Annotated in this window: 18 protein-coding genes, 2 pseudogenes and 2 riboswitches; of the genes and pseudogenes, 15 read left to right on the forward strand and 5 right to left on the reverse strand. The window is 68.0% G+C overall.

All coding sequences use genetic code 11. The annotated features are described in order from the left end of the window. Positions 1–64: 64 nt before the first annotated feature. Positions 65–1,564: a lysine--tRNA ligase gene (gene lysS / locus QM748_RS03415; protein ID WP_415245653.1), complete on the reverse strand. Its 1,500-nt coding sequence runs from the start codon at positions 1,562–1,564 to the stop codon at positions 65–67. A gap of 329 nt (positions 1,565–1,893) precedes the next feature. Between lysS and QM748_RS03420 the strand changes: the two are divergent. The 6 genes and pseudogenes from QM748_RS03420 to cobJ all read left to right on the forward strand — a co-directional run bounded on the left by QM748_RS03420 (position 1,894) and on the right by cobJ (position 8,240). Beyond that, positions 1,894–3,691, forward strand: a pseudogene (locus QM748_RS03420) (methyl-accepting chemotaxis protein). 59 nt (positions 3,692–3,750) lie between these two features. After that, a riboswitch (cobalamin riboswitch) is annotated at positions 3,751–3,968 on the forward strand. Positions 3,969–4,117: 149 nt separating this feature from the next. After that, complete coding sequence (cobO, locus tag QM748_RS03425; RefSeq protein ID WP_415245654.1) at positions 4,118–4,729, forward strand: cob(I)yrinic acid a,c-diamide adenosyltransferase; 612 nt, start codon at positions 4,118–4,120, stop codon at positions 4,727–4,729. A gap of 97 nt (positions 4,730–4,826) precedes the next feature. Continuing rightward, entirely contained in the window at positions 4,827–6,029 is a 1,203-nt protein-coding gene (locus tag QM748_RS03430) for a cobalamin biosynthesis protein CobG (protein ID WP_415245655.1), read from the forward strand. Next, positions 6,029–6,658 (forward strand): precorrin-8X methylmutase, encoded by a 630-nt coding sequence (locus QM748_RS03435; RefSeq protein WP_415245656.1) that lies wholly within the window; start codon positions 6,029–6,031, stop codon positions 6,656–6,658. The genes QM748_RS03430 and QM748_RS03435 overlap by 1 nt, the downstream gene beginning before the upstream one ends. Next, positions 6,655–7,449: a precorrin-2 C(20)-methyltransferase gene (gene cobI, locus QM748_RS03440; RefSeq protein WP_415245657.1), complete on the forward strand. Its 795-nt coding sequence runs from the start codon at positions 6,655–6,657 to the stop codon at positions 7,447–7,449. Before QM748_RS03435 ends, cobI begins: the two co-directional genes overlap by 4 nt. Continuing rightward, the gene (gene cobJ, locus QM748_RS03445; protein ID WP_415245658.1) at positions 7,446–8,240 is read left to right on the forward strand and encodes a precorrin-3B C(17)-methyltransferase; all 795 of its coding nucleotides are present in this window, start codon (positions 7,446–7,448) and stop codon (positions 8,238–8,240) included. The genes cobI and cobJ overlap by 4 nt, the downstream gene beginning before the upstream one ends. An 84-nt stretch (positions 8,241–8,324) precedes the next feature. Here the strand turns inward: cobJ and QM748_RS03450 are convergent. Beyond that, positions 8,325–9,053 (reverse strand): annotated as a pseudogene (locus QM748_RS03450) (cobalt-precorrin-6A reductase); the annotation flags it as partial. On the opposite strand from QM748_RS03450, the gene cbiE reads away from it, so the two are divergent. The 4 genes from cbiE to cobF are packed head-to-tail and all read left to right on the forward strand — an operon-like array spanning position 8,992 to position 12,172. Beyond that, positions 8,992–10,215 (forward strand): precorrin-6y C5,15-methyltransferase (decarboxylating) subunit CbiE, encoded by a 1,224-nt coding sequence (gene cbiE, locus QM748_RS03455; RefSeq protein ID WP_415245659.1) that lies wholly within the window; start codon positions 8,992–8,994, stop codon positions 10,213–10,215. The pseudogene QM748_RS03450 and the gene cbiE overlap by 62 nt on opposite strands. Beyond that, positions 10,212–10,589 carry a cobalamin biosynthesis protein gene (locus tag QM748_RS03460; protein WP_415245660.1) on the forward strand — a complete coding sequence of 126 codons (378 nt, stop codon included), beginning with the start codon at positions 10,212–10,214 and terminating at the stop codon, positions 10,587–10,589. Before cbiE ends, QM748_RS03460 begins: the two co-directional genes overlap by 4 nt. Further along, entirely contained in the window at positions 10,586–11,398 is an 813-nt protein-coding gene (gene cobM, locus QM748_RS03465; protein ID WP_415245661.1) for a precorrin-4 C(11)-methyltransferase, read from the forward strand. Before QM748_RS03460 ends, cobM begins: the two co-directional genes overlap by 4 nt. Positions 11,399–11,401: 3 nt before the next feature. After that, positions 11,402–12,172, forward strand: coding sequence for a precorrin-6A synthase (deacetylating) (cobF, locus tag QM748_RS03470; protein WP_415245662.1), 771 nt, complete (start codon positions 11,402–11,404; stop codon positions 12,170–12,172). A gap of 82 nt (positions 12,173–12,254) precedes the next feature. Here the strand turns inward: cobF and QM748_RS03475 are convergent, their stop codons facing one another. The 3 genes from QM748_RS03475 to QM748_RS03485 are packed head-to-tail and all read right to left on the reverse strand — an operon-like array spanning position 12,255 to position 16,147. Then, complete coding sequence (locus tag QM748_RS03475; RefSeq protein WP_415245663.1) at positions 12,255–12,929, reverse strand: hypothetical protein; 675 nt, start codon at positions 12,927–12,929, stop codon at positions 12,255–12,257. 3 nt (positions 12,930–12,932) lie between these two features. Next, positions 12,933–14,339 carry an AAA family ATPase gene (locus QM748_RS03480; protein ID WP_415245664.1) on the reverse strand — a complete coding sequence of 469 codons (1,407 nt, stop codon included), beginning with the start codon at positions 14,337–14,339 and terminating at the stop codon, positions 12,933–12,935. Next, positions 14,333–16,147 (reverse strand): chorismate-binding protein, encoded by a 1,815-nt coding sequence (locus tag QM748_RS03485; protein WP_415245665.1) that lies wholly within the window; start codon positions 16,145–16,147, stop codon positions 14,333–14,335. The genes QM748_RS03480 and QM748_RS03485 overlap by 7 nt, the downstream gene beginning before the upstream one ends. A gap of 105 nt (positions 16,148–16,252) precedes the next feature. Between QM748_RS03485 and QM748_RS03490 the strand changes: the two genes are divergently transcribed. From QM748_RS03490 to QM748_RS03510, 5 genes are all read left to right on the forward strand, one after another. Then, positions 16,253–17,482, forward strand: a complete 1,230-nt coding sequence (locus tag QM748_RS03490) for an MFS transporter (protein WP_415245666.1) — start codon at positions 16,253–16,255, stop codon at positions 17,480–17,482. Positions 17,483–17,528: 46 nt separating this feature from the next. Next, positions 17,529–17,723: riboswitch (cobalamin riboswitch) on the forward strand. Between the two features lie 116 nt (positions 17,724–17,839). After that, positions 17,840–18,862: an ABC transporter substrate-binding protein gene (locus QM748_RS03495; RefSeq protein WP_415245667.1), complete on the forward strand. Its 1,023-nt coding sequence runs from the start codon at positions 17,840–17,842 to the stop codon at positions 18,860–18,862. Beyond that, positions 18,859–19,896, forward strand: a complete 1,038-nt coding sequence (locus QM748_RS03500) for a FecCD family ABC transporter permease (protein ID WP_415245668.1) — start codon at positions 18,859–18,861, stop codon at positions 19,894–19,896. The genes QM748_RS03495 and QM748_RS03500 overlap by 4 nt, the downstream gene beginning before the upstream one ends. Continuing rightward, positions 19,896–20,723: an ABC transporter ATP-binding protein gene (locus QM748_RS03505; RefSeq protein ID WP_415245669.1), complete on the forward strand. Its 828-nt coding sequence runs from the start codon at positions 19,896–19,898 to the stop codon at positions 20,721–20,723. The genes QM748_RS03500 and QM748_RS03505 overlap by 1 nt, the downstream gene beginning before the upstream one ends. After that, the gene (locus tag QM748_RS03510; RefSeq protein ID WP_415245670.1) at positions 20,713–21,153 is read left to right on the forward strand and encodes a pseudoazurin; all 441 of its coding nucleotides are present in this window, start codon (positions 20,713–20,715) and stop codon (positions 21,151–21,153) included. Before QM748_RS03505 ends, QM748_RS03510 begins: the two co-directional genes overlap by 11 nt. Positions 21,154–21,221 lie beyond the last annotated feature (68 nt).

Here is a 21,221-nt window from a genome sequence, read left to right on the forward strand (position 1 = left end):
AGGTTTGCGGCCCTGCGGGTTTCGTGAGTGTTCCGGGACTGCCATGGGCAGACTGCTTCTGCCCTTACTCCGGCCGCATCTGCGGAAAGAGGATGACGTCGCGGATCGACGGCGAGTCGGTCAGCAGCATCACCAGGCGGTCGATGCCGATGCCGCAGCCGCCGGTCGGGGGCAGGCCGTATTCGAGCGCACGGATGTAGTCGGCGTCGAAGTACATGGCTTCCTCGTCGCCGGCTTCCTTGGCCTCGACCTGGGCACGGAAGCGCGCGGCCTGGTCTTCGGGGTCGTTCAGCTCGGAGAAGCCGTTGGCGATCTCGCGGCCGACGATGAAGAGCTCGAAGCGCTCGGTGATCTCGGGGTCGCTGTCCGAGGCGCGGGCCAGCGGCGAGACTTCGACCGGATAGTCGATGATGAAGGTCGGCTCCCACAGCTGGCTTTCGGCGCAGGCTTCGAACAGCTGCAGCTGCAGGCTGCCGAGGCCGCCCGGCTTGACCTTCTCGCCGAAGGCGACGATCTGCTGCCTGACCCATTCGGCGTCGGCCAGCTGCACCTCGGTGAACTCCGGGTGGTACTTGCGGATGGCCTGGACGATGGTCAGGCGGTGGAAGGCCTTGGACAGATCCAGTTCGCGGCCCTGGTAGACGAAGCTCTCGGCGCCCAGCGCCTCGCGCGCGGCCTGGCGGATCAGGCCTTCGGTGAAGTCCATCAGCGTGCGGTAGTTCGCGTACGCCTCGTAGAACTCCATCATCGTGAACTCGGGGTTGTGGCGCGGGCTGAGGCCTTCGTTGCGGAAGTTGCGGTTGACCTCGAACACCTTCTCGAAGCCGCCCACCACCAGGCGCTTCAGGTAGAGCTCGGGCGCGATGCGCAGGAACAGCTCCATGTCGAGCGCATTGTGGTGGGTGACGAAGGGCTTGGCCGCGGCGCCGCCGGGAATGGGGTGCATCATCGGCGTCTCGACTTCGAGGAAGCCGTGGCCGGTCATGTAGTTGCGGATCGACTGCACGATGCGGCTGCGCGCGGCGAAGGTGAAGCGCGACTGCTCGCTGACGATCAGGTCGACGTAGCGCTGACGGTACTTCTGCTCGACGTCGGTGAGGCCGTGGAACTTGTCCGGCAGCGGGCGCAGGCTCTTGGTCAGCAGGCGGATCTCGCTGGCCTTGATCGACAGCTCGCCGGTCTTGGTCTTGAACACGGTGCCGACGCAGCCGACGATGTCGCCGATGTCCCAGGTCTTGAACTGGGCGTAGACGTCCTCGCCGACGCCGTCGCGCTGCACATAGAGCTGGATGCGGCCCGACAGATCCTGGATGGTGACGAAGCTCGCCTTGCCCATCACGCGCTTGAGTATGATGCGGCCGGCCACCTTGACTTCGACCGGCAGCGCTTCCAGTTCCTCGGCTTCCTTGTCGCCGTACAGCTCGGCGAGCTTGCCGGCGGTGTTCTCGCGCGAGAAGTCGTTGGGGAAGGCGCGGCCGCTGCTGCGCCAGGCGGCGAGCTTGTCGCGGCGCTCGGCGATCAGGTGGTTTTCGTCCTGGGGCGGGGTATTCGTCTGGTCGGACATGTTTTCGGTTCGAGAGATGAGGATGCGGGGCACCGGCGTGGGGCACCGGCGGCAAAGGCGTGATTGTCGCAGGCGGAGGGGGGGCAGGGCAATTGCGGGGCCAGGAGCAGGAAGGCCGGGCACCAGGGCTGGTGCCGCCGCCATCGATTCGCCGGAAGTGAGATTTATGCCCTTGTTTCGCCCACTTGCGTGCGGAATATTTCCCGAAACGTTTTCGCGCCCGTCGTCGAAATGTTCACACATCCATTCTAAAGAGCGGGGTTCAGGGGCCGATAACGGGGATGGAGACAGACGATAACCCTATATTTCCTGCTCGAGGGCTACACCAAATGAGCGCATTGAGACAGCTGTACGAGACTGTCGAGAAGACTTTCTGGAACACGCTGAGCAAGAAACTGTGCAGTTTTCTGCTGCTGTTCTGCTTCAATCTGGGCTATCTGGCGGTTCAGGTCTGGCAGACGGCGCGCATCGAGCAGGCCCTGGCCGACGGTAGCATCGCGCCTGAGTTCGCGGCGCGCATCCTCGGTACGCTCGAAGCCGGCCAATGGGTGATGATCGTCATCAGCGCCGTGGCACTGGCCTGCATCGCGGGGCAGATCGCCTATCTGCGCCACCTGATCGTGCGACCGATCCGCGGCATGATCGACATCTTCGAGGAAATCGGCCGCGGCGAAGGCGATTTCTCGCGCGACCTGCCGCTGCTCACTCATGACGAGTTTCGCGAACTCGCCTGTAGCTACAACCGCTTTGCCGACAAGATGCGCCACATCATCGGCGAAGTGCGTACCACCAGCGTCGGCATCGCCCGCGAGGCGGTGCAGGTCAAGCTGCGTGTCGAGGCCGCAGCCAGGCATGCGCGCGAACAGGAACAGATGACCACGGCGGTGTTCGATGCCAGCAGCGCATCGACCACCGCGATCGAGCAGGTCTCCCAGAGCGCGCGGCAGATCGCCGAATCGACCGCCGACAATCTGCGCATCGCACGCGGTTCGCTGGGCGAGATGCAGGACATTGCCGGCAAGATCAACTCGGTCAGCGACAAGGTGACGGCCTTCAACCGTACGGTGGACGATCTGTCGCAGCGTTCCGAGAGCGTGAAGCAGATAGCCGCGCTGATCCGCGAGATTGCCGACCAGACCAACCTGCTTGCCCTCAATGCGGCGATCGAGGCCGCACGGGCAGGCGAGGCCGGGCGCGGCTTCGCCGTGGTCGCCGACGAGGTGCGCAAGCTGGCCGAGCGGGTCAATAAGGCGACTGCCGAAATCGTCGGCAATATCAACGGCATGCTCCAGCTGGTGTCGGAGACGCGCAGCGAGAATGAGGTGATCAATGCCGACGTGCTGCAGACGCGCGAAGTCGTCGGCCGCTCGGCGACCCAGTTCGGGCACATGGTCGGCGAATTCGAGTCGACCGGGAAGCAGCTCGAGCAGATCGCCACGGCGATGGCCTCGCTGGCCGACACCAATGCCAGCGTGCATGACAAGGTCAGCGCCATCGATGTCTTGTCGCGCACCGTCGCCGGGCAGATGGATGAAAGCGAGCAGGGCACGGAGCAACTGGCGAAGGCCACCGAAGGCGTGCAGGAGCTGGTGTCACGCTTCAAGACCGGGCGCGGCGTTTTCGATCAGGTGGTCGAGCAGACGCGCCGCTTCCGCGACGCCGTGCAGGAACAGCTCGATCAGATGTCTGCCAGCCGCATCGACATCTTCGATCGCCGCTATCAGGCCATCCCCGGCACCAACCCGCCCAAGTTCCGGGTGGCATGGGGCGAGGAGTTCGCCCGCCGCTGCCAGGGCTTGCTCGACGACAGCCTGGCCTCGACCCGGGGGGCCGTATTTGCCGTCGCAGTCAATACCGACAGCTACCTGTCGAACGCACAACACCAAGTTCTCCCGGCCATTGACCGGCAACTACGAGCAGGACCTGGTGGGCAACCGTACCTGCCGCAAGTTCGAGAGCCCGTCCGAACTGCGCGCCGCGCGCAATACCGAACCCCTGCTGCTGCAGACCTACCGCCGTGATACCGGCGAGGTCCTGTGCGACATCGCCATGCCGATCGTGGCCGGCGGCCGCCACTGGGGCAACGTGCGCATCGGCGTGCCGGCCGAGAGCCTGCTCGGCGATTGAATCCGACCGGGGAACGCATTGCCCGCGGGACCGCTGCGGGCGTATAGTGCGGCCCGCATCGATCGGGAGCTTTCGCGGGCATTCGCGCGCGGAGCGAAACAGGAAGTCCGGTGAAGCGGGGGGCGTCTGCCCATTTTTCCCGCCATTCCGGCGCAGTCCCCGCTGCTGTAAGCCGGACGGTGCCGCCATTTCGGCCACTGGAGCGTGCTGCTTCGGGAAGGCGGCGGCAACCGGATGAAGGCGAGCCAGAAGACCGACCCGTTCGACGAGACAGGTGAATGCCCCGGGGTGCGGGCGGACTGCCGATCGGTCGCGCGGGCCTTGCCTGCGCCTTGCTCCGGCTGCTTTCGAGCGGCTTTGCTGCGCATTCACCGTCGTCATTCTTCCCCCTCCGGTTCCGACAGAGACGTCATGGAGGCCGGACCGATGGAAGAGGACAAGAAGCAGAGCCACAACGCGCGCATGCAGCGCAAGAAGGAAGTCGTCGATGCCGCCATCGAACGGGCGCAGGAAGAGCGCGGCATCGTCATCCTGATCACCGGCAACGGCAAGGGCAAGACCACTTCGGCCTTCGGCACCCTGTATCGCGCGCTCGGCCACGGCCAGCGCGCCGGCGTGGTGCAGTTCATCAAGGGCACGCACGCCACCGGCGAAGTCATCTTCCTGCAGAAGCAGGGGCTGGACAGCGCGGTCCAGTACCACGCCATGGCCACCGGCTTCACCTGGAACACGCAGAACTGGGACGCCGACAAGCGCGCCGCCGACGAAGCCTGGGCGCAGGCCAGCCGCATGCTGGCCGATCCGGCGCTCGACCTGGTGCTGCTCGACGAACTGACCTACATGCTCAAGTACAACTACCTCGACACCGACCAGGTGCTCGCCGCCATCCGCGCCCGCCCGCCGCGCCAGACCGTCATCGTCACCGGCCGCGCGGCCAAGCCGGAACTGGCCGAGCTGGCCGACACGGTCAGCGAGATTGCCGACCGCAAGCACGCTTTCAAGGCGGGCGTGAAGGCGCAGGCGGGTATCGACTTCTGATGTCTTGCAGATCCTCAAGCGCAGCCGACCGGCGATCGGGGACGGGTTTGTCGCGTTCGCCGGAAGCTGCCTCGTGAGTCTTTCGGATGTGAGTCCCGTGACGCCTCCGCGCGTGCGCGGCTGGTGCCCCGGCGCCTTGCGGCCGATGATGTCCGGCGACGGCCTGGTCATGCGCCTGCGGCCGCGGCTGGCGCGCTTCACGCGCGCGCAGGTGCTGGGCATCTGCGAGGCGGCGGCACGCCACGCCGCCGGCCTGATCGACCTCACCAGCCGTGCCAACCTGCAGGTGCGCGGCGTCGGCGAGGCCGACTGGCCGAAGCTGCTCGAGCTCTTCGGCGGGCTGGATCTGCTCGATGCCGACGTCCGCCTGGAATCGCGCCGCAACCTGCTGGTGGCGCCGGACTGGATCAGCGGAGACGACACCGAGCGGATCGCCACCGGGCTGCTGGCACGGCTGGGCGAACTGCCCGAGCTGCCGGCCAAGGTCGGTTTCGCCATCGACGCCGGCCCGGCGCCCCGCCTGCAGGGCGATTCGGCGGATTTCCGCATCGAACGCGGCGTGGACGGCGGCCTGATCTTGCGCGCCGACGGACGCGCGGCCGGCGTGGTGCTCGAGCCTGGCGAAGAAATCGGCGCGCTGATTGCGATTGCGCGCTGGTTCATCGACAGCGGCGGCAAGGCGGCCGGCCGCATGGCCCGGCATGCCGCGCCGCTGCCGGACTGGGCGCGCGGAGCAACATTGCCGGCGCGAGCCGCCGAGCCGCTGCGCTGCGGCGGGTATGCGCTTGGTGCCATCCATGCGCTTCCGTTCGGCCAGGTGAGCGCCGACGAGCTCGCTGAAGCCATGTTGCGCAGCGGTGCGCACGCCATGCGCATCACGCCGTGGCGGCAGGTACTGCTTGAAGGGGCCGAGCCGCAGCATGCCTCGCGGCTGGCATCCGGCTCGCTGGATGTCGAAAAGGCCGCCGCTGCCGGCTGGCGGGTGGAGGCCTGCGCCGGCGCACCGTTCTGCCCGCAGGCTAGTGCGGAAACGCGTCCGCTCGCCTTCCACCTGCTGGATCTCGCCGCGCGCGGCCGGCTGCAGGCAGGGCAGGGCGGTGCGCCCGCTGGCGGCAGCGGAGTCTGCACGCTGCATGTGTCGGGCTGTGCCAAGGGCTGTGCCCATCCGGATGCCGCCACCGTCTGCCTGACCGGCCGGGACGGCGTTTTCGACCTTGCTTACGATGCCCGTCCGGGCGAAACCCCGTGCGCGGCGGGCTTGGCGGTCGACGCCGTGCTCGCCCGCCTTGGAGCCGATTGATGCCTCATGTTTATGAAACCGACGGTGCGGCGATCTACCGCCAGTCCTTTGCCATGATCCGTGCCGAGGCCGAGCTGGCGCGCTTCTCGCCGGAAGAGGAGCCGGTGGCGGTGCGCATGATCCACGCCGCCGGCATGGTCGAACTGGCCCCGTTCATCGATTTCACGCCCGACTTCGCCGTCCGCGCGCGCGCCGCGCTGGCGGCCGGCGCGCCGATCCTGTGCGATGCCCGCATGGTGTCGGAAGGCGTCACCCGCGCCCGCCTGCCGGCCGACAACCCGGTGGTGTGTACGCTGAACGATCCCGGCGTCGCCGAACTGGCGGCGTCGATGAACACCACCCGTTCGGCGGCTGCGCTGGAGCTGTGGCGGCCGCTGCTGGACGGCGCGCTCGTCGCCATCGGCAATGCGCCGACCGCGCTGTTCCACCTGCTGAACATGCTGGAAGACCCGGCCTGCCCGCGCCCGGCGGCGATCATCGGCTGCCCGGTCGGCTTCGTCGGTGCCGCCGAATCCAAGGCAGCGTTGTGGGAAGCGCACCCGGTGCCGTGCTGCGTGGTGCGCGGCCGCCTGGGCGGCAGCGCCATCACCGTCGCCGCCATCAACGCACTCGCGAGCCGCAAGGAATGAGCACGATCACCGCAATACCTGTTTCCGCCGCAGACGGCAGCTTTCCCCAATCGGGCTCACCGGCCGCCGGGCTCGGCACCGTCCATGGCGTCGGCCTCGGTCCGGGCGCGCAGGACCTGCTGAGCGTGCGCGCCGACCGCCTGGTGCGCGGCGCGCGCCACATCGCCTACTTCCGCAAGGAAGGCCGTGCCGGCCGGGCGCGGCGCATCGTCGAGGGCATGCTGCGCGAGGACGTCGTCGAGCTGCCGCTGGAATACCCGGTGACCACCGAGATCCCGCTCGCCGATCCGCGCTACAACGCCGCGCTGTCGGCCTTCTATACCGACAGCATCGAACGGCTGCGGCGCGTCGTCGAGGCCGGCGAGGACGTCGTCGTGCTGTGCGAGGGCGACCCCTTCTTCTACGGTTCCTTCATGCATCTCCACACCCGCCTGCAGGGCGTGGCGCCGGTGCGGGTGGTGCCCGGCATCACCGGCATGTCGGGGGCGTGGACCGCGAGCGGCACGCCGATCACCTGGGGCGACGACCTGCTCACGGTGCTGATGGCGACCCTGCCGGAAGAGGAGCTGGCGCAACGCATCCGCAACACCGACGCGCTGGTGGTGATGAAGGTCGGCCGCAACCTGCCCAAGCTGTGCCGCGCGGTGGCCGCTGCCGGCCGCGAGGACGAAGCCTGGCTGGTCGAGTACGCAACGATGCCGGAACAGAAGGTCACGCGCCTGCGCGAGGCCGACAAGGCCGCGCCGTACTTCTCCATCCTGCTGATCCACGGCCAGGGGCGGCGGCCATGAGCGCTGTGTTCGCTGCGTCGCGTCCGTCCGCCGGCGGCTGGCTGGCGATCGTCGGCCTGGGGCCGGGCGCGGACGAACTGCTGACGCCGCAGGCGGCGCAGGCGCTGGCGCAGGCCACCGACGTGTTCGGCTACTTCCCCTACGTCGAGCGCGTGCCGCAGCGGCCCGGCCTCGTCCGCCATGCCTCGGACAACCGCGAGGAACTGGTCCGTGCCCGGCAGGCGATCGAGCTGGCCGCGGCCGGCCGGCAGGTGGTGGTGGTGTCGTCCGGCGATCCCGGCGTGTTCGCGATGGCCTCGGCGGTGTGCGAAGCGCTCGACGCCGGCCCGCTGGCCTGGGGCGAGGTCGATGTGCGGGTGCTGCCCGGCATCACCGCGATGCTGGCCGCGGCCGCCCGCGCCGGCGCGCCGCTGGGGCACGACTTCTGCGCCATCAACCTGTCGGACAACCTGAAGCCCTGGGCGCTGATCGAGCGCCGGCTGCGGCTGGCAGTGGAAGCGGATTTTGCCATCGCGCTGTACAACCCGCGCTCGAAGGCGCGGCCCGAAGGTTTCGCCCGCGCGCTGCAGGTGCTGCGCGAAGCGGGCGGCGGCGCGCGTCTGGTGCTGTTCGCGCGCGCGGTGACGACGCCGGACGAGCAACTGAAGGTGGTGAGCCTGGCCGAGGCCAGACCGGAAATGGCCGACATGCGCACCGTCGTCATCGTCGGCTCCAGCCAGACCCGGCTGATCGAACGCCCGGCCGGCGCGCTGCTCTACACGCCGCGCTCGGCGCCGGGAATGCCGGAATGATGGATTCAGGCCTGCGCCAGCCAGTCGAACACCGCGTTGAACGTCATGCACTTCGCTGCGGGCGGGCAGGGCGGGGCGCTGCACCATCAGCACAGGCAGGCCGAGCCGGCGCGCGGCGAGGAGCTTGGCGCGCGCACCTTCGCCGCCGGCGTTCTTGCACACCACCAGCTCGATGCGGTGGCTGCGCAGCAGCGCGGTGTCGCCGTCAACATGGAAAGGGCCGCGGTCGATCACCGCATGATGGTCGGGCAGCGGAATCGGCGCGGACGGCGGATCGACCAGGCGCAGCAGGTAATGATGCTGGGGCTGCGCGGCGAAATCGGCCAGATGCATGCGGCCGAGCGCCAGCATCACGCGCCGCGGCGGCCCGGCCAGCGCGGCGACGGCGGTATCGATGTCGGCCACGCTGTCCCAGCGGTCGCCGGCTGCGGCCGTCCAGGGCGGGCGGGTCAGCGCCAGCAGGGGGATGCCGGCCATCTGCGCGGCCTGCACCGCATTGGCGCTGATGCGCGCGGCGAAAGGATGGGTGGCGTCGATCAGGTGGGTGATGCCTTCGTCGGCCAGATAGCGCGCCAGCCCTTCGGCGCCGCCGAAACCGCCGATGCGGGTCGGCAGCGGCTGGGGTTTGGGCGAGTCCACCCGGCCGGCGTAGCTGAAGCGGGCCTTGAAGCCGCGCTCGGCCAGCGCCCTGGCCAGCGCGCTGGCTTCGGTGGTGCCGCCGAGCAGCAGGATGTCGTGGTTAGGATCGGACATGGATGAATTGAAAGGCGGAACGGCCTGGTTGAGCATCGTCGGGATCGGCGAGGATGGCATGGCGGGTCTTTCCGCCGCAAGCCGCGCCGCGCTGGTCCAGGCCGAGGTCGTCACCGGCGCGCCGCGCCATCTCGCGCTGCTGGCGGCGGAGGCTGCGCCGCAGGCTGAATGCTTGACATGGCCGACGCCGTTCGCCGACGGCATCGAGCGCCTGCTGGCGCTGCGCGGCCGACGGGTGGTGATGCTGGCTTCCGGCGATCCCTTCTGGTTCGGCGCCGGCAGCGTGGTCGCGCGCCATCTGGCGGCGGACGAATGGATCGCGCTGCCGGCGCCGTCGACCTTCAGCCTTGCCGCGGCACGTCTGGGCTGGGCCCTGGAGCAGGTGCGCTGCATCGGCCTGCACGCCGCGCCTTTCGAGCGCCTGCGTCCGCTGCTTGCGCCGGAAACGCGCCTGCTGGTGCTGGTGCGCGATGGTGCGGCGGTGGGCGAGCTGGCGGCCTGGCTGGTCGCACAGGGTTTCGGCGACAGCGTGCTGCACGTTTTGGAGGCGCTCGGCGGTGCGTGCGAGCGGGGGCGCCGTGTGGTGGCGGCGGAATATGCGCTGGACGACGTGCAGCATCCGGTCGCGGTCGGCATCGAGGCCCATGCCCGGATCGAAGATGCCCTGCCCTGCGTGGCCGGCCTGGCGGACGACTGGTTCGAGCACGACGGCCAGATCACCAAGCGGCCGATGCGCGCGCTGACGCTGTCGGCGCTGGCGCCGCGGCCGGGCGAGCGGCTGTGGGATGTCGGTGCCGGTTCCGGCTCGATCGGTATCGAGTGGCTGCTGGCCCATCCGGCCAACGAGGCCATCGGCTTCGAGGCCGATCCGCAGCGCGCCGAGCGTGCGCGGACCAATGCGCGGGCGCTCGGCGTCGATCGGCTGAAGATCGTCACCGGCCGGGCGCCGCAGGTGTTCGACGGCCAGCCGTTGCCCGACGTGGTGTTCATCGGCGGCGGCCTGTCGGAAGCGCTGCTGCTGGAACTCTGGGCCAGGCTGGCGCCGGGCACGCGGGTGGTCGCCAACGCGGTGACGCTGGAATCCGAGGCACTGCTGGCCCGATGGCATGCCGCCCACGGCGGCAGCCTGCTGCGGGTGGAACTGGCCGAAGCGGCGCCGCTGGGCGGGCGGCGCGGCTGGAAGTCGGCCTATCCGGTGGTGCAGTGGAGCGTGAGCCGATGATCGTCGCCGGTTTCGGCTGCCGTGCGGCCGCTTCGCCCGAGGCTTTGCGGGCGGCGCTCGATGCTGCGCTGGCAGCCGCCCGCATCCAGTTGCCGATGCTGGCCGGGCTGGCCGTGCCCGCCGACAGGCTGGTCCAACTCGAATCGCTCGCCGTGTCGCTGGATCTGCCGCTGCATGCCTTGACTGAAGCTGCGTTGCGCGCACCAACCACGATCACCCGCTCGCCGCGCAGCCTGGCCGCACGCGGCTGCGGCAGCGTCGCCGAGGCCGCGGCGCTGGCCGCCGCAGGCAAAGGCGCGCGCCTGCTCGCGACCCGCCAGATTTCGCCCGATCGCAGCGCGACCTGCGCGATCGCACAAGGAGAATCCTCATGACCGTTCATTTCATCGGCGCCGGCCCCGGCGCCGCCGACCTGCTCACGCTGCGCGGCCGAGACCTGATCGCGGCCTGCCCGGTCTGCCTCTACGCCGGCTCGCTGGTGCCCGAAGCGGTGCTGGCGCACTGCCCGCCGGGCGCGCGCATCGTCAATACCGCAGCGATGTCGCTGGACGACATCGCCGCCGAATTCCAGGCTGCGCACGCGCGCGGCCTGGATGTGGCCCGCCTGCACTCCGGCGACCTGTCGGTGTGGTCGGCGATGGGCGAACAGCTGCGCCGCCTGCGCGAGCTGGGCATTCCCTACACCGTGACGCCGGGGGTGCCGTCCTTTGCCGCTGCTGCTGCTGCGCTGGGCACCGAACTGACGCTGCCGGGCGTGGCCCAGTCGGTGGTGCTGACCCGCACTTCGGGCCGGGCGAGCGCGATGCCGGCCGGCGAGACCCTGGCGAATTTCGCCGCCACCGGCGCCACGCTGGCGATTCACCTGTCCATCCACAAGCTGGCCGACGTTGCGGCCGAACTGCAGCCGCACTACGGCGCCGGCTGCCCGGTCGCGGTGGTATGGCGCGCAAGCTGGCCGGACCAGCGCATCGTCCGCGGCACGCTCGCGACCATCGCCGGGGCGGTGGATGAAGGCATCGAGCGCACCGCGCTGATCCTGGTCGGCCCGGCGCTGGCCGCCGAAGGCTTCGACGAGAGCCGGCTGTACGCCGCCGACTACGAGCGCCGTTTCCGGCCGCAGTCGGCAACCGGCAGCGGCACCGTGGCCGCCCGCATCGACGGCATCGACACGGCGCGGAGCTGAGGCATGGTCAACGCGCTCGAACTCCACCTCGTCGGCATCGGCACCGGCAACCCCGAGCACCTGACGCTGGCGGCAATCCGCACGCTCGATGCGGCGGACCTGATCCTGCTGCCGCGCAAGGGCGAGGACAAGGCCGAACTGCTCGACCTGCGCCGCGACATCTGCGCCCGGCTGCTGAACGGCCATGCCCGCATCGTCGAGTTCGACCTGCCGGTGCGTGCCGCCGATGGCGACTACCTGGCGGCGGTGGCGGACTGGCACGATGCGATCGCAACCGAGTGGCGGCGGCAGATCGATGCCCATCTGCCCGGCGGCGCCGGCAAGGTGGCGCTGCTGGTGTGGGGCGACCCCTCGCTCTACGACAGCAGCCTGCGCATCGCCGCGCGGCTGGAAGGTATCGGCGGAACACTCCGGGTGCAGGTGGTGCCGGGCATCACCGCGGTGCAGGCGCTGACCGCGGCGCACTGCATTCCGCTCAACGACCTTGCCGCGCCGGTTCTCATCACCACCGGCCGGCGGCTGCGCGAAGGCGGCTGGCCCGCCGGCGCGGATGCAGTGGTGGTGATGCTCGACAGCGGCGGCGCTTTCCAGGCGGTCGAGCCGGACGGCGTGAGGATCTGGTGGGGCGCCTACCTCGGCATGCCGCAGCAGACCTTGCTGTCCGGGGCACTCGGTGAGGTGGCTGCGGATATCCTGCGTACGCGCGCAAAGCTGCGCCAGGCCCACGGCTGGATCATGGATGTCTATCTGATGAAGCGCGGGCAGGGGGTGTAAGCCTGAGGCAGTTCGGTACCCTAGCCAATGCTGCAGACTCTGCAGGCGCAGCACGATTTCGGTTATGCATGGAGAACCGAAGCTAGGTTTCCTCGAGTATGCGCAAAGCCCGTAGCGCCTGCTTCAACTCAGCTTCGAGGCTTTGAAACGCAGTCAGTTGGCGTAGGCAGTTCAACGCCACTTGCTCGCCCAGAGCGCTCATACGCTCGTGTACGCCATGTGGCCGCTTGCGGCGTCCTCCAGCATGGCTGGCCCTGAAAGAGGCCTCCAGGCATTGCTTCGGCTCGGCCAGCCTTTCGAGCGCTCTGAAAGATGAGGGCAAACCCAGGGAGCTGTCGTCCAGTGTGGTGCCGAACACTTTCCGTAATGCGTCACCGTCACATAACATCCATGCTTCGACCGCCTGCACCGGAATGACGGCGACACCCTGGCAGCTTTCATCGAATTCCGTTCTCAGCCGATCAAGGGCCGGTTGTACCCGTTCATGCCGGGCCTTGACGGCGTCGCCATCGGCATCCGCATGCACGAAAAGAATCGACCATGCGCCCTTGGCTTGGCGTGCTGCACCGACGATGCGCTCGTCCCTGCGAGCGTGTTTCAACCTGGGTGCGTCCGGCAGAATCAATACTTCGTCGTTGAACTCTACGAGATACGGTGATGCTGCGCAGACCTCTCCGCACAGCCGTCGCAAAACGGGTCCCAGGAAACGATCGTCGGTACGGCCTTCGGCATACAGTGCCAATCCCAGATAGTGCATGTCCTATCCTTCCGCACTGACTGTGCCTAGAACGTTATTCACTTCCAGGGTAGAAACATGGCCTTGAGGAATATCCTCGAATAAGCTGGCCTGGGGCGAGTTGGGGCGGACGACGGGGCGCAAGCGGGTTTTTCGCCGCAACTCCTTTCGCTGCGGGTCGCTCACAGTGGCCGTATCGGCAAACAGTATCTCAGGGTTCAGCGGTTGGCCATTCTCATCCGGCTCCAGCAGGGCGGAGAGCACGACAGGCGAGTGGCTGTTCAGCAGCAACTGACACAGCGGAGGTGCCGCTCCTTCGTCAGGAGCAAAATCTGCCGGAGTTGAAACCATGTCATTCAGGCGGCGTACGAGTTGCCGCACCCTGCCTGGATGCACGCCGTTCTCGGGCTCCTCGAAGCAGATCAGCCCCCGGTGCTGCGGATCGTTGAGCAGCGTCAGCAAGGCCAGCACGCGCAGGGTGCCGTCGGAAATGACCCGCGACGTGTAGGGCAAACCATCGCGCATGGTCAATTCGATGCGGTATTCGCGGCTGGCGTCGTGCAATCCGGCATCGAGTTGCAGAACGCCGGGGATCAGATTGTTGAGTTCGCCGGCAATGTCGCTCAGGACGCCATTGGGGCGCTCGGATGTTGCAGTTTCGGCCTTGAGCCGGGCCAGCACGGCAGCCAGGTTCGCACCATCTACATCGAGTACGTCGGAGGCTGTGGCTGGCACAGGTTTGCGCAGTAATGCCGGATCGAGCTGAAGCAGGCGCCAGTTGCGCATTTCCTCACGCAAGGCGAAAAGGTGAGGGAATTCCGCATTGGTAATGCTGTAGAGCACCGTCGCTTCAGCCGCACTTGCCGGGCGGTTGCGGCCCTGCTTTCCATCCTGGTGAATGCTGAATGACAATCCTTCCAGAAGCGTTTCGGTTGTCAGCCATGGATTTTGCCGGCTGTATTTCAGATAGGAATCCTTGAACGCTTTGCTGGGCTTGTGCGCCTTGGCCCATTGGTCGTCTTTGCTTTTGACGGGATAGACAGCTTCCTTTGCCACCTGGACCCGTTCCAGGCCATTCTTCAGTTCTCGCCGCTCCAGCGTAACTTCATAGCGCATGCGCGTATGTGTCAGTCTGACTTCGCTTCCCCAGGGGTCACGTACAAGCGGATCTACAAGTACTTCCGCAGCGAGGTAAATCTGTTTGACGCGTCCCTGGCTCGTCGTTTGGCGAAACAATTCCAGCGGTTCGCCCCGCATATCCTTGAGTGCTTCATTGACGTCCTTGGTCGCCAGGTTCGACAGCAGCTTGATGGCATCGAAGAGGTTGCTCTTGCCTGCAGCATTGCTGCCCAGAATGACCGTGAAAGGGCTGAAACTGATGTCCAGGTCCTCGAAGGTCTTGAATCCGTTGATTTCCAGGCGGGTCAACATGCGGGCGCGTCCTTGTCTTGCGTAGAGAACGGATTGTGGCCTACCAGTTGGGCTTTTAGCCAGCCGCGCAGGCTGTTGATGAAGGCCCAAGCCTGCACGCGCGGCAGGTCCTGCATGCGCACCACGGCCTCCACCACGCGGCCTTCGTGCAGCGCGACGGCGCGGCCGACGCCGGGCAGCAGGCCGCAGGCGAGGGGCGGCGTGACCCAGCGTCCGTCGATCAGCATGGCGAGATTGCCGAAAGTGGATTCGGTGATCTCGCCGGCCTCGTTGTAGAGCACGGTGTCGAACACGCCCGAGCCCGCTGCGGGCGCGAAGGCGGCGTAGTGCGCGCGGCGGGTGGTCTTGTGGCGGCTGAATTCGCTGTGCGCCTGGAGAAAGGGGCGGTCGGCCAGCGCCAGCAGTACCGGTTCCGGCGTGGGCGCGAGAGCAGCGGCTTCGGCGCGGGGTGCGCCCTGCGCATTCAGCAGTAGGCGCACGCGCCAGGCGCCCTGGCCGTGCGTGCGGACGAACTCGTCGAGGCAGGCGTCGATGCGCGATTCATCCCAGGGGTGGCCGAAGTGCGCGGCGGCGGTCCGCATGCGGGCGAGGTGCTCGCTGCGGTGGCGCAGCTCGCCGTCGTGCAGGCCCAGGGTTTCCAGCAAGTCGAAGGGCGCGCTGGCGCGTTCGACGAAGGCGCGCTTGGCGGCCCATTCCGCCCATTCGTCGCGGGCGCCGGCGCCCCAGACGATGCCGCTGCCGATGCCGCAGCGGGCGTCGCTGCCTTTCAGTTCGATGCTGCGGATCGGCACGTTGAAGGTGGCGGCGATGCCGTGCCGGCCGTCGGGCGAAACGTGGGGACGCACCACGCCGACGGCGCCGCAGTAGACGCCGCGCGGCCCGTCTTCGAGGGCGCGGATCATGTGCATCGCCTCCACCTTGGGGGCGCCGGTGACCGAACCGCAGGGAAACAGCGCGGCGAACACGTCGGCGAGCCGCGTGCCGGTCCGGGTGCGCGCCACCACGTCGGAAGTCATCTGCCACACCGTGGGCAGGGCCTGGGTGTGGAACAGCGCGGGCACGCGCACGCTGTGCGGCTCGGCGATGCGCGAGAGGTCGTTGCGCAGCAGGTCCACGATCATGACGTTCTCGGCGCGCTCCTTGGGGCTGGCGCGCAGCCCTGCGGCAAGCGCGGCGTCTTCGTCGGGTGTGGCGCCGCGCGGGGCCGTGCCTTTCATCGGCCGCGTGAGGATTTCGTCCCCGCGCCAGTCGAAGAACAGTTCGGGCGAGACGGACAGCACCTGCACGCGATCCTCGTCGCTGCCGCCGCAGTCGATGTGGGCCGCATAGCCGCCCGGCTGCGCCCGCCGCAGCGCGGCGAACAGGGCGCGGCCGTCGCCCGCCAGCCGTCCGCGCAGCTGCGCCGTGTGGTTGACCTGATAGAGCACGCCGTCGGCGATCGCCTGCTGGATGCGGGAGTGGGCTGCATCGAAGGCGGTGCGCTCGGGCAGGGTGTGCCAATCGACCACTGCTGCACCGCCCTCCGGTTCGCCGTTCCAGGGCAGCGGGGCGTCGTGGATGGCGAACCAGGCCAGCGGCCCGTCCGCTGCATGCGCGCTCAGCGCCGCATCGAACGCGGGCGCGGCTTCGTAGCGCAGATAACCCAGCGCCCACGCGCCGGCGCGGGCAGCGGCCTCGACCGCATCGAGCAGCGGACGCACCTTGTCAAGGCTGTGCGCGGCCAGTATCGCGCGAGGCTGGCCGAAGGCATGGCGCAGGCGCGGCGCGCTGCTGTCACGGGGATCGGTGAAGTCGATGAGGCTGGTCACGGCGAAGGCGCTGGGGCTCGTCAGGATGTCAGGCCTGCATTTTGCACGCTGGGCGCACTCGGGGTGTGCTATAAGCCCGCGCAATCGCTCTTCCGCGCATTCCACATGACTCAAACCCCCTCCAGCGTCGCCGATGGCGACCTGCCGTCGCGCCGCCTGCTGCTTTCCACCCAACTGGTCTTCAACATCGGCTTCTATGCCATCGTCCCGTTCCTGGCTTTGCACATGAGCCAGAACCTGGCGCTGGCAGGCTGGATGGTGGGGCTGGTGCTGGGGGTGCGGACCTTCTCGCAGCAGGGCATGTTCTTCATCGGCGGCACGCTGGCCGAGCGCTATGGCTGCCGCACGCTGATCCTGTGCGGCTGCGTGGTGCGCATCGCCGGCTACCTGTGCTTCGCCGCAGCCGACTCGGCGGCGATGATGCTGCTCGGCGCCTGCCTCACCGGCATCGGCGGTGCACTGTTCTCGCCCTGCATGGAGGCGCTTGCTGCACGCATCGACGCCCAGCCGGATGGCAAGGAGCGCAACATCTTCGCCCAGTTCGCGGTGTATGGCGAAGTGGGCGCGGTGGCCGGGCCGCTGCTCGGCAGCCTGCTGTTCGACATCGGCTTCATGTCGATGGCACTGGTGAGTGCGGGCGTGTTCCTGCTGGCGCTGCTGGTGCTGTGGTCGCGGCTGCCGGCGCTGAGGCCGGCCGCACCGGGGGCGGGCGGCTGGGGCTGGCGCGAACTGTTCGCCAATCGCCCTTTCCTGCTGTTCATGCTGTTCTACAGCAGCTACCTGCTGAGCTACAACCAGATGTACCTGGGCCTGCCGGTGGAGATGGCGCGTTCGCACGGCAGCGCGCGCGACATGGCCTGGCTGTTTGCGCTGGCCTCGGTGCTGGTAGTGGGCTGCCAGATGCCGCTGGCAGCCTTGTGCAGGCGCCTGCCGCCGCGCCTGCCGCTGGTGCTGGGTTTCGGTCTGCTGGCAGCGGCCTTCGTCAATCTGGCGCTGTGGTCGGCGATCCCGCCGCTGACCGGCATCTGGCGATTGCTGCCGGCGGCGCTGACGGTGGTATTGCTGACGGCCGGCCAGATGTGCGCGGTGCCGGTGGCGATGTCGCTGGTGCCGGTTTTCGCCCGCCAGCGCCTGCTGCCGGTGCATTACGGTGCGTTGGCCTCGGCCGGCGGTCTGATGGTGCTGTTCGGCAACATGCTGCTGGGCAAGCTGTTCACCGGGACGCCGGCCGAGCCGGGCGCCGGCGTGCTGGCCTGGAGCGTGGCGGCGGCCTTTCCTGCCCTGAGCATGCTGTTTTTCGCCTTTGCCCGCGGTGCGCTGCCCCGTCCGGCATGATGCCAGTGCAGCGCATGACGATGGTGCAATGCGCCAAATGCTCGGGCTATAATCCCGCCGCACCGGTTTCCGCAAGGAAATAATTGGGAATCCGCAGGGGCTGCACGGCCCCCAAACGGAACTGCCCCCGCAACTGTAGGCGCCGAGCCTGCTCCACGATGCCACTGGGATCCCCCCGGGAAGGCTGGAGCGAGGCGGTGAAGCGCGAGTCAGGAGACCTGCCGGCCGCATCGTTCACCATAGACCGGCGGGGTGTCCGGGAAGGGCAGTCCCGCTGCGGCTTCGGCCCAATCTCGTCCGGGATGTGCTTTCCATGCTGCACACCGCCATGTGTACGCCCAATTGGAGATCGCATCCATGGCACTGCCCAGCCTCAAAGTTTCCCGCCTTGCCGTCCTGTTTGCCAGCCTCGGCCTGGCGACTGCCGCCTTCGCCGCGCCGACCCAGTATCCGCTCACCATCGAGAACTGCGGCCAGCAGCTGAAGTTCGCCAAGGCGCCGACCAAGGCCGTGACCATCGGCCAGGGCGGTACCGAGGCCTTCTACGCACTGGGCCTGGGCGGCAAGCTGGCCGGCACCTCGCTGTGGTTCAATTCGGTGTCGCCGGAATACGCCGAGCAGAACGCCAAGGTCGAGCGCCTGGCCGACAACGACCCGAGCTTCGAGGCCGTGATCGGCAAGCGCCCCGAGCTGGTCGCCGTGCAGTTCGAGTGGATGGTCGGCCCGCAGGGCGTGGTCGGCACCCGCGAGCAGTTCCATGAAGTGAACATCCCGACCTACATCCTGCCGTCCGACTGCGAAGGCAAGGACAACCTGGTCGGCGCCGACGGCACCCGCCTGGAAGCCTTCGACATCGCCAGCGTGTACAAGGGCGTGCAGCAGCTCGCGCAGATTTTCGACGTGCAGGCGCGTGGCGAGGAACTGGTGAACAGCTACAAGGCCCGTGTCGCCGCCGCCCAGGAAAAGGCGCGCGCGAACGGTGCTGACAAGCTGTCGGCGGTGTTCTGGTTCTCCAGCGCCGATCTCGAGATCGATCCCTACGTTGCCGGCCGCAAGGGCGTCTCCGACTACATGCTGTCGGTGCTGGGCATCCGCAACGTCATCGAGTCCAACGAGGAGTGGCCGACCGTGGGCTGGGAAACCATCGCCAAGGCCAATCCGGACATCCTGATCATCGCGCGCATGGATCGCCGCCGCTTCCCGGCCGACGACCATGAGAAGAAGCTCGAATTCCTCAAGTCCGACCCGGTGACGCGCAACATGGAAGCGGTCAAGCACAACCGCATCGTCATCATGGACGCCGACGCCATGCAGGCCAGCACCCGCATGGTCGCCGGCATCGAGCAACTGGCCGAAGAAGCCGCCAGGATCAAGCGATGAGCCGTTCCGGCCATTCCCTGGCCGTGCCCGTTTTCGGGCACGGCCTGTGGGTTGTTCCGCTGCTGTGCCTGGCGGTGGCCGCCGGCGTGGCGATCGGCGAGACGCCGATCAGCCTGCCGGTGATCGGCCAGGTGCTGGCGAACAAGCTGTGGGAGGCCGGTTATGTGCTCGACCCGATCGACGAGGGCATCGTCTGGAACTACCGCCTGACGCGCACCATCGTCGCCGCCGCCTGTGGCGCGGGGCTGGCGATTTCGGGCCTGATCCTGCAGTCGCTGCTGCGCAACCCGTTGGCCGAACCCTATCTGCTGGGCATCTCGGCCGGTGCGTCGACCGGTGCGGTGCTGGTCACGCTCGCCGGCATCGGCGCCGGCGCGATCTCGCTGTCGATGGGCGCTTTCGTCGGTGCCATCGCCGCCTTCCTGCTGGTGGCGATGCTGGCGCATTCGGCGCGTGGCGGTTCCGGCGGCGGCCAGATCATCCTCGCCGGCATCGCCGGTTCGCAGCTGTTCAACGCGCTCACCGCCTTCCTGATCACCAAGTCGGCGAGCGCCGAGCAGGCGCGCGGCATCATGTTCTGGCTGCTGGGCAACCTCAGCGGCGTGCGCTGGCATTCGGTCACGCTGGCGGTGCCGGTGGTGCTGGTCGGCCTGCTGGTCTGCATCTGGCATCGCCGGTCGCTGGACGCCTTCACCTTCGGTGCCGATTCGGCCGCCAGCCTCGGCATTCCGGTGCGGCAGGTGCGCCTGGTGCTGATCGGCTGTGCGGCGCTGGTGACGGCGGTGATGGTGTCGATCGTCGGTTCGATCGGTTTCGTCGGGCTGGTCATTCCGCACGCGGTGCGCCTGGTGGTGGGCGTGCGCCATGCCCGCCTGGTGCCGCTCAGCGCGCTGGCAGGGGCCCTGTTCCTGATCGCCGCCGACGTGCTGTCGCGCACCCTGATCAAGGGCCAGGTGCTGCCGATCGGCGTCATCACCGCGCTCGTCGGTGCGCCGGTGTTCGCGCTGATCCTGATCCGCGGAGGACGCCGCTGATGGACATGTCGGCTGCCCGCCCGCCGGTGCTGGTGTGCGAGAACCTGAGCTATGCGGTGGGGGAGGCCTGGCTGTTGCGCGACGTCGGCTTCAGCGTGCATGAGGGCGAGAACCTCGGCATCGTCGGCCCCAACGGTTCCGGCAAATCCACCTTGATCAAGCTGCTGACCGGCATCCACAAGCCGGCCAGCGGCGTGGTGCGCCTGCTCGGCCAGCCGCTGGCCAGGATGCGCCGCCGCGACGTCGCCCAACTGCTGGCGGTGGTCGAGCAGCACGCCGAGACGGGCGATGCCATCCACGTGCGCGACGCGGTCGAACTGGGGCGTACGCCCTGGCTGTCGGCGCTGGCGCCGTGGACCGAGGAAGACGAGCGCATCGTCCTCGAAGCGATGCGCGACGTCGCCATCGAGCACCTGCAGAGCCGCGTCTGGCACAGCCTGTCCGGCGGCGAGCGCCAGCGTGTGCATATCGCCCGCGCCCTGGCGCAGAAGCCGACCGTGCTGGTGCTGGACGAGCCGACCAACCATCTCGACATCCAGCATCAGCTCTCGTTGCTCAAGCTGGTCCATACCCTGCCGGTGACCACGGTCGCGGCGCTGCACGACCTCAACCAGGCCCTCGGCTGCGACCGCCTCGCAGTGATGGAGCGCGGCAAGATGGTCGCGCTCGGCGCGCCGCACGACGTGCTGACGCCCGAACGCCTGCAGACCACCTTCGGCGTACAGGGCCACTGGCTGACCGATCCGCTGGACGGCGCGCGCGTGCTGCGCCTGCGCCAGCTTTCAAACCCGAAATCCAGACAAGGAAATACCGTTCATGCTCAATAAGCTGTTCTGCGCGTTTGCGCTGTGCGCGCTGCTTCCCGCCACTGCCGCGGCCGAAGTCCATGAAATCAAGATGCTCAACCGCGGCGCTGCCGGCGCGATGATCTACGAGCCGGACTTCGTCCGCATCTCGCCGGGCGACACCGTCAAGTTCATTGCCGCCCACCGTACCCACAACGCTGCTTCCATCCCCGGCATGCTGCCGGAAGGGGCGGCGCCCTTCAAAGGTAAGATCGACGAGGAAATCGAACTGAAGCTGGACGTTCCCGGCTACTACGGCGTGCAGTGCATTCCGCACATCGGCATGGGCATGGTCATGCTGATCCAGGTCGGCAAGCCGGAATTGCCGATGCAGACCTTGCCGGCGAGCCTGCCGAAACGGGCTGCCGAACGCTTCAACACGATCATCGAGCGCGAGGCGATCATGAAATGAGGATGATCCGGCTACCCATGGTGAATTGATCGGCAAATAAGTTTGGGTGATGAGATTAACTATCATTT

Origin of the sequence: Thauera sp. (assembly GCF_047601425.1) — a bacterium.
GTDB lineage: Bacteria > Pseudomonadota > Gammaproteobacteria > Burkholderiales > Rhodocyclaceae > Thauera.